The sequence below is a fragment of the Paracoccus haeundaensis genome (genome assembly GCF_006239215.1).
GTDB lineage: Bacteria > Pseudomonadota > Alphaproteobacteria > Rhodobacterales > Rhodobacteraceae > Paracoccus > Paracoccus marcusii.
This window is the reverse complement of the sequence record NZ_VDDC01000058.1, coordinates 1-12,006: the sequence shown is the minus strand read 5'-3', so window position 1 is coordinate 12,006 and position 12,006 is coordinate 1. Positions and strand designations below refer to the sequence as shown.

General features: G+C 61.9%; 12 protein-coding genes and 4 pseudogenes. 6 read left to right on the top strand and 10 right to left on the bottom strand.

Features of this window, described 5'->3' with window-relative positions; all coding sequences use genetic code 11:
• Together FHD67_RS19105 and istB are read left to right on the top strand one after the other, a co-directional pair.
• Nucleotides 1-578, top strand: a pseudogene (locus FHD67_RS19105) (IS21 family transposase); the annotation flags it as partial.
• Nucleotides 568-1,362, top strand: coding sequence for an IS21-like element helper ATPase IstB (istB, locus tag FHD67_RS19100; RefSeq protein WP_127897961.1), 795 nt, complete (start codon nt 568-570; stop codon nt 1,360-1,362). The pseudogene FHD67_RS19105 and the gene istB, both read left to right, overlap by 11 nt.
• A gap of 261 nt (nt 1,363-1,623) precedes the next feature.
• Here the strand turns inward: istB and FHD67_RS19095 are convergent, their stop codons facing one another.
• A complete protein-coding gene (locus tag FHD67_RS19095; RefSeq protein WP_139599711.1) occupies nt 1,624-1,941 on the bottom strand; it encodes a type II toxin-antitoxin system RelE/ParE family toxin in 318 nt (105 codons plus the stop codon).
• Nucleotides 1,931-2,173, bottom strand: a complete 243-nt coding sequence (locus FHD67_RS19090; RefSeq protein WP_139599710.1) for a type II toxin-antitoxin system ParD family antitoxin — start codon at nt 2,171-2,173, stop codon at nt 1,931-1,933. Before FHD67_RS19090 ends, FHD67_RS19095 begins: the two co-directional genes overlap by 11 nt.
• A gap of 105 nt (nt 2,174-2,278) precedes the next feature.
• Here FHD67_RS19090 and FHD67_RS19085 point away from each other — a divergent pair.
• Nucleotides 2,279-2,730 (top strand): annotated as a pseudogene (locus tag FHD67_RS19085) (IS5 family transposase); the annotation flags it as partial.
• A gap of 376 nt (nt 2,731-3,106) precedes the next feature.
• On the opposite strand, the pseudogene FHD67_RS19080 reads toward FHD67_RS19085, so the two are convergent.
• Both FHD67_RS19080 and FHD67_RS19075 read right to left on the bottom strand, forming a co-directional pair.
• A pseudogene (locus FHD67_RS19080) lies at nt 3,107-3,626 on the bottom strand (IS5 family transposase); the annotation flags it as partial.
• A 369-nt stretch (nt 3,627-3,995) separates the two neighbouring features.
• Entirely contained in the window at nt 3,996-5,759 is a 1,764-nt protein-coding gene (locus tag FHD67_RS19075; protein ID WP_139599709.1) for a DUF927 domain-containing protein, read from the bottom strand.
• Nucleotides 5,760-6,451: 692 nt separating this feature from the next.
• On the opposite strand from FHD67_RS19075, the gene FHD67_RS19070 reads away from it, so the two are divergent.
• Both FHD67_RS19070 and FHD67_RS19065 read left to right on the top strand, forming a co-directional pair.
• Nucleotides 6,452-7,045 carry a serine hydrolase domain-containing protein gene (locus FHD67_RS19070; protein ID WP_139599708.1) on the top strand — a complete coding sequence of 198 codons (594 nt, stop codon included), beginning with the start codon at nt 6,452-6,454 and terminating at the stop codon, nt 7,043-7,045.
• Between the two features lie 45 nt (nt 7,046-7,090).
• Entirely contained in the window at nt 7,091-7,585 is a 495-nt protein-coding gene (locus tag FHD67_RS19065; RefSeq protein ID WP_176695217.1) for a serine hydrolase domain-containing protein, read from the top strand.
• A 133-nt stretch (nt 7,586-7,718) separates the two neighbouring features.
• Here the strand turns inward: FHD67_RS19065 and FHD67_RS19060 are convergent.
• The 4 genes and pseudogenes from FHD67_RS19060 to FHD67_RS19045 form a co-directional block, all read right to left on the bottom strand.
• Nucleotides 7,719-7,898: pseudogene (locus tag FHD67_RS19060) on the bottom strand (IS256 family transposase); the annotation flags it as partial.
• Nucleotides 7,899-8,507: 609 nt separating this feature from the next.
• A complete protein-coding gene (locus tag FHD67_RS19055; protein WP_139599706.1) occupies nt 8,508-8,801 on the bottom strand; it encodes a hypothetical protein in 294 nt (97 codons plus the stop codon).
• Between the two features lie 63 nt (nt 8,802-8,864).
• Nucleotides 8,865-9,359 (bottom strand): hypothetical protein, encoded by a 495-nt coding sequence (locus FHD67_RS19050; protein WP_139599705.1) that lies wholly within the window; start codon nt 9,357-9,359, stop codon nt 8,865-8,867.
• 49 nt (nt 9,360-9,408) lie between these two features.
• Nucleotides 9,409-10,599 (bottom strand): hypothetical protein, encoded by a 1,191-nt coding sequence (locus FHD67_RS19045; protein ID WP_139599704.1) that lies wholly within the window; start codon nt 10,597-10,599, stop codon nt 9,409-9,411.
• A 342-nt stretch (nt 10,600-10,941) separates the two neighbouring features.
• On the opposite strand from FHD67_RS19045, the gene FHD67_RS19040 reads away from it, so the two are divergent.
• Complete coding sequence (locus FHD67_RS19040; RefSeq protein WP_139599703.1) at nt 10,942-11,226, top strand: helix-turn-helix domain-containing protein; 285 nt, start codon at nt 10,942-10,944, stop codon at nt 11,224-11,226.
• Between the two features lie 29 nt (nt 11,227-11,255).
• Here FHD67_RS19040 and FHD67_RS19035 read toward each other — a convergent pair whose 3' ends face one another.
• Both FHD67_RS19035 and FHD67_RS20625 read right to left on the bottom strand, forming a co-directional pair.
• A complete protein-coding gene (locus FHD67_RS19035; RefSeq protein ID WP_139599702.1) occupies nt 11,256-11,498 on the bottom strand; it encodes a hypothetical protein in 243 nt (80 codons plus the stop codon).
• Nucleotides 11,491-12,006, bottom strand: a 516-nt coding sequence (locus FHD67_RS20625) for a M41 family metallopeptidase (RefSeq protein WP_484217443.1), incomplete at its 5' end; no start/stop codon positions are given. The genes FHD67_RS19035 and FHD67_RS20625, both read right to left, overlap by 8 nt.

The following is a 12,006-nucleotide window of genomic DNA, read 5'->3' as shown; positions in this document are numbered from 1 at the left end:
TTCTGGGGCATTCCTGCATCCTCCAAATGGCTCAAAAGCCATACCTTAGGGAGGACCACTTTTCAGGGGGCAGACCATTGCGGATCTATCCGGACCGACTTGTCGTGGCGGCCGAGGGTAACATCCTGTGCGAGCATCCTCGCGTGATTCAACGCAGCCACCAGCTGCCGCCGCGGACGATCTACGATTGGCGGCACTACCTGGCTGTCCTTCAGCGCAAGCCCGGAGCGCTTCGGAATGGCGCACCTTTCCTGGAATTGCCGCCTGCCTTCAGGCAACTACAGGGCCAAATGATACGCAAGCCGGGCGGCGATCGTGAGATGGTCGATATCCTCGCCCTGGTTCTGCAGCATGACGAGCAGGCCGTGCTGACGGCTGTGGAGCTGGCCCTGGCCGAGGGCGTGGCGACCAAGACCCATGTACTGAATCTCCTGCACCGCTTGATCGATGGGAAGGTGGTTGGCGGGCCGCCCCTGGATACCCCGCAGGCGCTGGCCCTGCGGCGCGAGCCATCGGCCAATGTCGAGCGCTACGACAGTCTGCGCAGCCAGACCGAAGGTGGCCGTCATGCGTCATGATCCCGCCAGCGGTGCCATCGTCATCATGCTCCGCAGTCTGAAGATGCATGGGATGGCGCAGTCGGTCACTGACCTCATCGAACAGGGGGCGCCTGCTTTTGACGCTGCTGTGCCGATCCTGGCTCAGTTGCTGAAAGCGGAGCTGGCCGAGCGCGAGGTCCGTTCCATTGCCTATCACATGAAAGCGGCGCGCTTCCCCGCCTACAAGGACCTCTCGGGGTTCGACTTCGCCGCCAGCGAGATCAATGAAGCGACTGTGCGTCAGCTGCACTGCGGCGAGTTCATGGAGGGTGCGCAGAATGTTGTGCTGATCGGTGGCCCAGGGACCGGAAAGACCCATGTGGCGACGGCATTGGGCATTCAGTCCATCGAACAGCACCGCCGGCGGGTCCGCTTCTTCTCGACTATCGAACTGGTCAATGCCCTCGAGCAGGAGAAGACAAGGGGGAAGGCCGGACAGATTGCCGAAAGTCTCAGCCGCCTCGATCTCGTGATCCTGGACGAGCTGGGCTATCTGCCCTTCAGTGCATCAGGCGGCGCTTTGCTCTTCCATCTGCTGAGCAAACTCTATGAGCGCACTAGCGTGGTCATCACCACGAATCTCAGCTTCAGCGAATGGGCCACGGTCTTCGGCGACGCCAAGATGACCACCGCACTGCTCGATCGCCTGACCCACCGTTGCCACATCCTGGAGACCGGAAACGACAGCTTCAGGTTCAAGGCAAGCTCAGCCGCAGCGGCCACGAAAAAGAAGGAGACAAACCATACCTTGACCCCTCTATGACCCTATATCCATAATCAGAGGTGGCTCACTTCTCGATGGAAAACCCGGCTCAGTTCTGGGTGGAAATCAACATATTCATCAAAGCAAGTCTCATGTCGAAAGCCCTAGCGCCATACCGCTCAGGGCCAAGTCAGCCTTCATGGCAGAGGCAAAAAATCGACTTTGCCAGTTCGCGAAAATTCTACTTTGGTTGGCTGTTTCAATATGAAGCGCCACAGACCGGAACGGACCCTTGGGAAAAAGGAGCAAAAAGTCCAAAGGTCATTCCAGCATCTCCAGTAATCTTGGCCAGTCCTGACGACCTCCGAGAATGCGCAGCACATCAAGTTGGTTACCGACGGTCCGATAGATGATCATATGAGCCCCGGACGGATGAATGCGGACAGTCGGGTTAAACTCCAAGCGCTCTCGCGCAATCCCAGGCATGACACAAAGCAGATCGAAAACAGCCGTGATCCCATCGACATACCTGTCTGCCTGCTCGGGCGACCACTCCGCCGCGCCGTGCAGCCAGATCTCTTCCATATCGGCTTCCGCTTGGGGCGTAAGCCTGAGGCTGTAATGTCCCTCAACGGGCATGCTTGCGGCGCATCTTCGCCTTAAAGGCTTTAGTATCGAACGGTTTAGGGTCGCCGCTTTGCAGCCCCTCCGTGATGGCAGCTTGAAGCTGCTCGATCGCATGGGTGCGTTCTTGGTCGCGCCGGATCAGATGTCGAACGTAATCACTTGCATTGCTGAAGCTGCCCCCTCGGGCGCGCTCTTCGACCCAGACTTTCATGGGATCGGGAATTGAGACGTTCATCGTCGCCATGAGAGCCTCCGTCATGTTATGGAGCAATTATGACAATCTTTGCCATCATAGTCCAGCCCTGAACTGGCCCCCGTTTTGATCGAACACCTGGGCATAAACATGGAGGCTCAGGCATATGCTCCACGACAAGGTTTCGGCCGTTCTCGAGATGCTTTACGACCAACATCCACCTCCTCGTCAATGCACACAGGCTTCCTATGAAGACAGAGATCACGCCAGGCCAGACGTCAAACTATCTCGGCTTCGATCTGGTGATGGCGGATAATCTGCCCCGCCCGAACGTGCTGCTCGCGGATCGCGGCCACGATGCAGACAAGATCAGAGACGGCATGGAAGCACGCAACGTCCTGCTCGTGATCCCAACGCGCAAGTCCCGCAAGAAGCGGATTGGTGTCGATCGCTCGCTGTATCGCCTCCGTAATCTGGTCGAACTCTGCTTCGACAGGCTCAAAAACGCCAGGCGTGTCGCGACCCGCTACTACAAGCCGGAGGAAAACTTCCTCGGCTTCATTGACATCACGTTGATCCGTCTCTGGATCCTCCATTTGTCAACATGACCTAATCCCCCGACATTCGGATGCGCCGCATGACTTCGGAGGTAATCGCCTCGACTTTCTTTATGCTACAGAAATCGGCCTTATCGCCTCTGCAGTTGGCCATGGCACGTTTGCGAGGGTGTGTTCTGGCTCGTTTTATAAAAACAGGCTGAAGGGCCCTGCATCGGATGGACGCGCTCAACTTATGATCCGCGGCAGCCTTTGGATCTGTGTTTCGGGCGGCACCCAGCCCGCGGTCCACTAGGCCGCAGCGTGAAAGCTGCCCTTGGCCATGCCGATCCGCTCCAGCCACGCGCGGGCGCGGACGGCCTGCTGCCGCTCGGCCGCGAAGAAGACGAAGCTGTCCTCCGGTGACGGGGCCAGCGTCTGGAGCGCCTCGCATCCCCTTGTCCTGCAACGCCTCTTTCAGCCAGGCGGCATAATAACCGCGATCGCTGAGCAGCCATTCGACCATCGGCAGGCTGCTGAGCAGCGCCCGTGCGCCGATGTAATCGCTCACCTGTCCGGCGGTTATAAACAGATCGAGCGGTCGTCCCTAGCTGTCGCAAATGGCGTGCAACTTGGTGTTCATGCCGCCTTTGGTCCAACCGATCAGGCGGCCACGCCCCCCTTTTTGACGGCCATACTGGTCGCTGTGCGATGTGCCTTCAGGTATGTGGCGTCGATCATTACGGCCTCCTCTTCACCATGTTCGGCCGCGAGGCCGGCCATCATCCGAGCGAAATGCCCTTTCCGCTCCAACGCCTCCAACGCGTCTTGTGGTGCCCATAGGCGGTGGGTGCACCACGCCAGCGCAGGCCATTTCGGATGATGAAGATAATCCTACTAAGAACACGTCTGTCATCAACGCATGGCTTGCCGTGGGCCTTCGGAAAATAGGGAGCGAGACATGCCATCTGCGCGTCGGTCAGCTAGAAAAGGTCGCTCGTATCACCGCTCCGGTTTCCGGGAGGTGAATCACGCAGCGCAACGAAAATCAATGCATCCTGACCCTAGAATGGCGACTATGGAACACTCTACGACCGCTACCAATGCCAAGATAAGTCACACGTCCGGCCTTACTAATTTGACAACGAGGCGACTGATACCGAGAATGCAATACCAGAGCGCAGATTTGCAATGACGTGGGTAACAGAGCGGCAGTCTCCATCTAGGCGCGTAGGAAAAGGTATCTCGTCCGATATGTTCAGGCGCGACAAAGCGACGTATTCGGCCGGGCAGAAGACGGGCAAGTAAGCTACGTTAAATTGCCTTAAAGCTGTCACTCATACTTTCCAAACGCGGAGATCCTTCCTGAACCTGTAATAGCGTGGACGATGCTCGAACTGACGACCCATTCTGTATGTCCATGAATTGCGCTCCCCGCCGGGTACGACAATGCCTTGTTTCACAAGTCCAGAAATCGCGTCCCTGAGAGGGAGGATCGTTTCGAGCTGGTCTTTGGTGAGATAGACAAACTGATCATCCTGCCAGCCTCTCCCCGGGTCTGCCCTCTCCGTAGGGCTGGCGTCATCGATCCAAACCAATGAATGCCGATTCTGGTCGATGAAAGCCCTGAGTCGGAGCAGCATGTCTTTAGGGGCAACCGCAGTGTCCTGGCCAAACCGCCAGCGACCCGTGACGGAACTGACGGCGGCAATTGCGGAGCCCCCGGGCCAAGGCAGAAGACCGAGGGCAATCGACATCTCGCCTGCAATGGCAACCAAGGCGAACCGGCGCAGGGCCTCGCGGCGTGATCCTGTGCATACATCAGCCGGAAGTTCGGCCCGGTCCAGAATGACCGAGATGGTTGTCGCGATCTGCTGCGGGAGGGCGCCGATGATGGCGGAACGATCCCGATTGATCGCGTCGATGAAGGCAGGCATCAGATGTCCATGATGCTCCCTCATAGCTTGCCGCATCGTGACGAGGAAGGCGTCGCCATCGTCGTGTCCATGCAGCGTTTGCAAAGCTCCGTGTGGACCGATATCGGCAGTGATATCGATGATCCGCGACATCATCGCGGCCGGCACGATCTTGCGATTTCGAACGAGAAGATTTGCCAAGGGGCGCTCGCCTGTCGAGAGCCGCACGCCCCGCCAGATCCATGTCGCCCCCCCGCTGACGGCCTCATCACCGAGGCCGGTCAGCCGTCCGAGAAGCTGAGACGATGGATTTTCTGACAGGCAATCGAAGTCCAACATTCCGTCGCAGCTCTGTGCCAGCTGTTCCTCAAGACGATCTGCGTCAACCGTCCAACTCTGCCTCAGGCGGGGTGACCGATCGGTGCTGGCGGCCACGGCAAGGAGGTGCGATTTTCCGATCGGACCCTGCCCATAGAAGTGGAACATTGTCGTTTGCAGATCGGCCAGCTTCAGCAGGGGTGCAGAAAGCGTCGAGCAGATACCGAACATCAGCAGTTCATTGCCCAGGGCAGAACCTGCGACAGCCTCCTGCCAGCCTGTCAGGGTTCCCGCCTTTTGTGCAGGTCGAGGGTTAACCAGTATTGCCTGTGAAGCGGCACAGCGCACCTCTGCAATTGAGGTGCCGTCAGGCCGCATATAAATCTCCCCTAAAGGCGTCTCCACCCATCCGGCATGATCGGCCCGCAGATCGACCCGAAGGTCCGGCCACGCGCGGAGGAGCTGCTTGAAATCAGTCGGCGCGCCGAGAAGAGAAAATCCGCTATCGGCCAGACGGGCAATGACACGCCGTCCGTCCAGCTCTCTATTGTCAAAGACCATGCGGGCGACAACCCCATCCCGGGTACCGAACGCCACTTCCATCCCGTAGCCTGATCCATCGTTGCGGCGCATCCAGCGCAGAGGAGCGATAAGCCCGCAGACCGGCTTGAAATCAGCTGTGCAAATAATCCCTTCGTGACCAGAAAGGCAGAACCCGGAATGAAGACCCGCGCGCACCAGCGCTTCGAGTTCGTCCATTGTAAGCGCGGCAGATGCTCCGTTTGAGGGGCTGCTGGTTTCAACAGGCAAATGGTCACAGTGTCCGTCAAATAGCTTCTCAGAGTCGTCAGGGTTAACGTTCTCCAATTTGAGTCCTCCTCATTAGACTACAGAGCCGCGTCAATCCCGTGGCACGATTGTTCATCGGTCGTTGTGTCTTGCAATCAAAAAATTTCATTGGACCAATGGACCGGACTAGGTTTTCTAGGCATGGCTGAGGTGTGCTTCTCATTAGGTCAGCATCCACAGACTTGCGAAAATGTCTTCCCTTCAGTGACCGAAACCGGGTCGCCGTATGTGTTCGGACTTGCTAATCACCGCTTACTGCATGTTTTATAATGTTTTTCTTTGCAGAATGTAAGTGGGTTATCCCACCTCATGGTTTGCTTTCAGAGTTTCGTTTATTAATATTTTCGCTAGACTTACGCTGGAAGCGTGCCCGTTAATCCAAGGTGCAATCTTTTTTCGTTTACGTTGCATATCGGGTTACATTGGACCACAATTGGACCGCAGTATGTTTTTTGGACCAACGATTGTGATGTCGGCGCGGGTCTTGTACTATAGCACGCGTCTTCTCATTTGCTGGGCGATTTCCGCTGCTCCGCTCCAAGGGTGAGTCTGGATGAGGTTGGTGATGAATGGAGAAGGAATAATCTTGGTTTGCTACTGTCACCAGGCGCGACGTGAGTTCCATCGCAAGACCGGACGACGACGGTTCAAGCCGTTTGAATGGCTGGTTCTAAAGTGGCCGATATATCAGCACTGTCCGTGGAAACTGCTTGGTCCTTGCCAGCGACACTTCCCGCGACCTGGTGGCGGCTCCCGGAGATCTGCCGGGCATGGTCAGCTATCAGATCGATGACGAGATCCATCACCTGTATGACTTCCTGTCGCTGGACATTGTCACGGGGATGATCCTGGTCAAGGACGGCGCGGTCGTCTTTGAAAGCTATCAGCGCGGCAACACGGCCGACACGCGCTGGATGTCGATGTCGGAGGCCAAGTCCATCACCTTGACCCTGGTCGGCGCGGCGATCATGGACGGCCATATCGGCGGGCTGGACGATCCGGTTGCCGACCATGTCCTGGCCTTGGCGGGCAGCGCCTATGACCGGGTTAGCATCCGCGGCATCCCGCTGATGGCCTCGGGTGTCGAATGGAACGAGACCTATACCGACGCCACCTCCAACCGCCGCAATCTGCTGCTCGCGCAGATCAAACAGCGCCCTAGAGCCGCGATGGCCGTGATGGCCGCACTCCCCCGCGCCCACGCCCCTGGCACCCATCACACCTATTCCACCGGAGAGACGCAGGTCCTGGGCGAGGTCATCCATGGCGCTGTCGGCAGGCCATTGTCACGCTACTTGGCCTAAAAGATCTGGCAGCCCTATAGGATGGAGGCCGACGCAAACTGGTGGTTGGACAGCCCCGACGGGGTCGAGATCGGCGGCAGCGGCCTGTCCGCCACCCTGCGCGACTTCGCCCGCTTAGGGCAGTTCTTCCTGGAGGGCGGGGTGATCGATGGCAGCACCATCCTGCCCGACGGATGGACAGAGACCGCCGGCCAACCGCAGAAGCTGAAAAGCGGCGAGACGATCGATTACGGATACATGTGGTGGCCGGGACGGACCGAGCCGTCCATCGCGAACGGTGCCTTTGCCGCGATCGGCATCAAGGGTCAGAACATCAACATAAACCCGGAGTGGAATGTCGTGATCGCCACGGATATGGCACAGCCTAAGCCTCTGGGCCGCGAACCGGTCGATCCGCATGTTGTGTTCGATGCCATCTCGGCAGCGCTAGACTTACAGGCTTCATACACTGTCTACATCAAGGCCCATGTTCATCGTGGCCCGCCTGCGATCCTCGGCTGGTGGTTGGCGGCCGCATCACCGACCTGTAGATGCGATTAGAGCCGGATCCCCGACGCGTGGGGCCAAGCGCGCCTTGGTCATCGGCAGCACGCGGCGCGCGGGGCTTGTCCATAGCACGCAAGGGTCCCGTCCGTTAAGCTAGTGTAACGTCTCGGATGGCCTGAGGTCGTGATTAGGCGACCCTCGTGGTTTCGCTAAGAATGGGGTCGATTTCCTCGTTGTGAATCCGGGCGAAGGCCTCGACCATCATGTAGCGGCTCGGGTAGTGCCATTCATCGTTCTGCACAAACAGCACGGCGCTGATCACGCGTATGATCGATGCCTCGTTTGGGAAGAAACCGGCGACATCAGCACCCAACATTTTGAGAACGTGGCTCACCTGACCACGGCTTGACCTTGCCAAAAACCAGTGCACCTGCACGATATCAGCGGGCCTTCTCGTAAGTGATAATGACCGCTAATGTGACACCAAAGTCAATTCATAACAAGAAATTTTAATATTTATATTATTGTCAGTTTTTTCAATTACAATCCTATTTTTTGCAGGCCGATGTTTCTGACCGGGGGCAAGCAAGGCGAGGCCCAAAAAAAATGGCAAAATTAATTTTTAAAAATATTCATATTTTAAATTTACACATAATGATTCAGGGTCCCTAAAATGATAATTCATGAATATCTTTCCGGCTATGTAAATTTTAACACTGATTTAACAGATTTTTAATTGTGGTGTTGGGAATTTTATGTTATTACCTTAAAAATATAGGAAAATTCGATTTTAATGAAACCTCAGGGCTGCTTTTTGAGAGGCGAGCCCTCGCAGAGGCACGCATCTCGTTTCAGACTGCAAATGACATATAGGAATGCCGCACTGCCATCACCCTTGCATTGCAGGTGTCATTTCGAAAGTCGTTTTTTCTCGTTTTGTAATCCTTCCTTTGTTATGGTTCCGTCACCCCTTTCCTCACCCATCACACCGTGACACGCCACGATAGCTGGCCTCGCGTTCGGTGAGATCGAGACAGAGGCCGCGGCCCTCGATCTCCTCGCGCAGGCGCCTGCCCTGGAGGCAGGCGGCGGAGCGGTCGAGCGTGTCGAGGCTGTCGTCGAAGCAGGTCTCGACGGTCTCGTCCCACCGGTCGATCAGTCGGCGGTCGGCGGCGCCGAGGGACCCGCCGGTGGAGAGGAGGAGGACCGCGGCAAGGGCGGGGACGGCCAGGGCGGTGGCGATGAGCAGGGGGCGGGCAGGCAGGGTCATGGCATCGATCCTTCGGGAATGAGGGCGCGGCGGCGCGGCATGCGCCGCCAGGTCTGGGCGCGCTCAGCGCCCGGTCAGCGCGTCGAGATCGGCATGGACCATCGTGGGGGTGGCGGCGTAGCCCAAGGCACGCGCGGCGGCGAAGGGGTCGTCGGAGATCTCCGCGCCAGGGTGGCAGGCGTGGAGATAGATCGCGGTGACCAGCGTGGTGGCACCGGCGGGGGTGACCAGGTCGAGGCCCTGGTAGGCGCCGTCGGCCAGGCGGTAGGCCGGGCGGTCCTTCGCGCAGAAGACCTGCACCGGGGCGGGCGCCTCCCAGGCAAGCGTGGCGGGATCGGCGTCGGCGCGGTCCGAGACGGCGCTCCGGAGGGCGACGAGGACCAGCTCCCCCGGCACGGCCGCGCTGCCGGTGCCGATCACGCTGTGCGAGACCTGCTCGTAATGCAGACACTCGCCCATGTGGCAGCGGCCGAGGTAGGGCTCGGCCCGCACGGGGCCGGGCAGGGCGAGAGCCGCGGGCAGGGCCAGCGCGGCGGCGAGGATCGGGGGCGTCTTCATGCGGGAACTCCTTCGGTGGGGTCGGGTGATGGGCAAGTGATGGTCAGGGTCATTCGGTGCAGGATGCGGGATCGCCGAGACACCGGCGCAGGGTGTCGGGCGCGTCGGGATCGAGCCCCTCGGCCAGCCGCCCGGGCGTCACGGTGATGCCCGTCAGGCGCCAGGGGATATCGCCGGCGTCACCGCCTGGTGCGCCGGCCTCTGGCGCCTGCAGCCGACCGGTCAGCGCCAAGGGCGCGTCCTCCGTGCCGAGCTGTAGGGTCAGGTCGTGCCGGGGCTTGGAGAAGAGGCCGCCGCGGGCGTTGAGCGCGGCCTCCAGCCCCCATTCGCAGGCGAGGATGCGCAGCGCCACGCTCTCGCCGCCGCCGAGGTCGATCTGCGCGGCCTGCAGCGCCTCCGGCGCATCGGCCGCCGCGAAGAGGCGCTGACAGCGGATCTCGGTCCGCCGCGCCTCGAAGGTGGCCCGCGCCTGGCGGCACTGGCCGAGGAGCGGTGCCGTCCAGCGCGTGCCCTGGTCATAGACTGCGCAGTCGGGCAGGGCGTCGCGGTCGTCGCGGGCCGGGTCCAGTGCGGCAATGCGCGCGTCCAGCGTGCGGGCCTCCGCGGCGATCACCGCGTCGCGCCGAGCGGCCATCGCGGCCCGGGCCTCGGCCAGGGTGGCGTGCAGCGGCGCCAGCGCCTCGGCGGCCTCGCTGCGGCTCAGCCAGGCCTCGACCCGGGGCGCCAGTGCATAGCCGTCGGTGGCCAGGAGCCCGTCCAGTGTCTCCGGCGCGGCCTCGAGGGCGGCGAGGTCGCGGGCGATCACCGCCTCGATTGCCGCGCGCAGAGGGACGGCCACACGGGCCTCGCAGGCCGACAGCGCGGCCTCGGCCAACGGTCCCCCGACCGGCGCGCGGGTCGCGGCGATCCGTGCCCGGCAATGCGCCAGGATCGCCTCGGGGTCGGTAAGCGCCTCCACCCCTTGCGCCAGCTCCGCGCCAAGCGCCTCCGCGGTCGCGTCGACCAGCGGTCCGGTCAGCGCGCCGGTCGCCCCTGACGTGTCTGCCCGCATCAGGCCCGGGCCCCCCGGCAGCGCCGGGGCGTCGACCGGGACGGGGGCCGCCGGGACGGGTGCGGGCAGGGCGGGTGCCGGGAGCGTGCAGACGGCGGCCAGCGCGGTGCCGAGCAGCAGGGCGGGCAGGGACAGGGGGTTCGACGCCAAACGCGTCGGCGTCGGGCGGGTCTGTGTCAGGTGGATCATGGCGGGCCTCGGGGCGCAGCAGGGAACGGGCGCCGCGCGACGGAACGCGCGGCGGGAGGGATCGGCGGGTCGATCGACAGGGCGACCGGAGGGAGTGATGGATGGAAGGGCCGCGTGCGGGGCGCGAGCCTCAGGCCCCGGCGGGGCTGCGCGGAGAAGGCGAGGCGCGCGGTTCGGCGCAGCGGCCGGCAGGGATGGGGCGCGCAAGGCGGATGCAGGCTGGTCTCATGGGTCTCTCTCACGCACACGGGAACGGGTCCTGCGCATCCTATTCATAGGAAACTTCAAAATCCATAGTATACTTCTTTGCGCGACTCGGGTTTCTGCGGGCCTAGGATCGGGATGACCGATCATGCCGACCCTCTGCTCACCGCCTTCGCCGCCGTCCTGCGCCGTCACCGCCGGGCGGCGGGGTTCACGCAGGAGGGCCTTGCCCACGAGGTGGGCCTCAGCCCGCGCTACATCTCGCTGCTCGAGACCTGCCGCCACCAGCCCACCCTGGGCACGATGGCCGACATCGCCGACGTCCTGGGCCTGCCCCTGGCGCAGATGATCGCCGAGGCGGAGGCTGGGGTGGAGGGCGACCAGGTGGCCGGCGACGCCTCCGGTCGGGTTGCCAAGGACTGAGGCAGGCGTTCCTGCGGCACGGCTTTCCATCACCGGGTATCCTTCGGTGACGCGGCAATGTGCGCCCGCGCCGTTTCCAGATGCCCGACCAGCAGGTCGAGCCGGTCGAGGGCCAGGAGGGCGCCGCGGGTGAGCGGCGCCGCCTTGGGACCGGGCACCGCCTCGGCGGCCCAGAAGACCAGCCCGAGAAGGTCGCGCAGGACTGCGGCCTCGTCCAGCGCATCGACGAGGGCGCCCCGCAGCGTGGCAGGATCGGGGTCCGGCTCAGGCATCGGCTGACCCTCCCGTGCCAGGGCCGGGGGAAGGCGGCACGGAGCGGGCCGATCTGCCATCACTGGCCGCAGGCGGCGTGTCGCCATCCGTCACCGCCCTTGCTCCAGCCACTGACGCCGTCGGCGCCGGTGACGGGTGATCTTGATCGTCCCGCGACCCCTCGTCCGCCGTGATGGCCACCGCCGTCACCGGGTCCTCGAACGGATCGCCCTCGATCACCCGTTCTGCCTCGAGGCGGGCCGACAGTGCGTCGAGGAGCGGGCGGCTCTCCTTCAGGAGCACCGTGGCGCGGCCATGGCCACGCTGGAGATGCGCCTCGACGCGGTCGCGCAGATGCGGGTCGGCCGCCAGCCGCGCCATCGGGTTGGCGTGCCAGGTCAGGCCCCCGCCGAGGCCCCAGGACAGCTCCAGCTGCAGCGCGAGCCCGGTCGCCAGCGCCAGGTCGCTGCAGGCGTCGCCCCCCGCGCCGGTGCCGGGGGCGCCGAGGACCAGGGCCTCGGCCGCGCG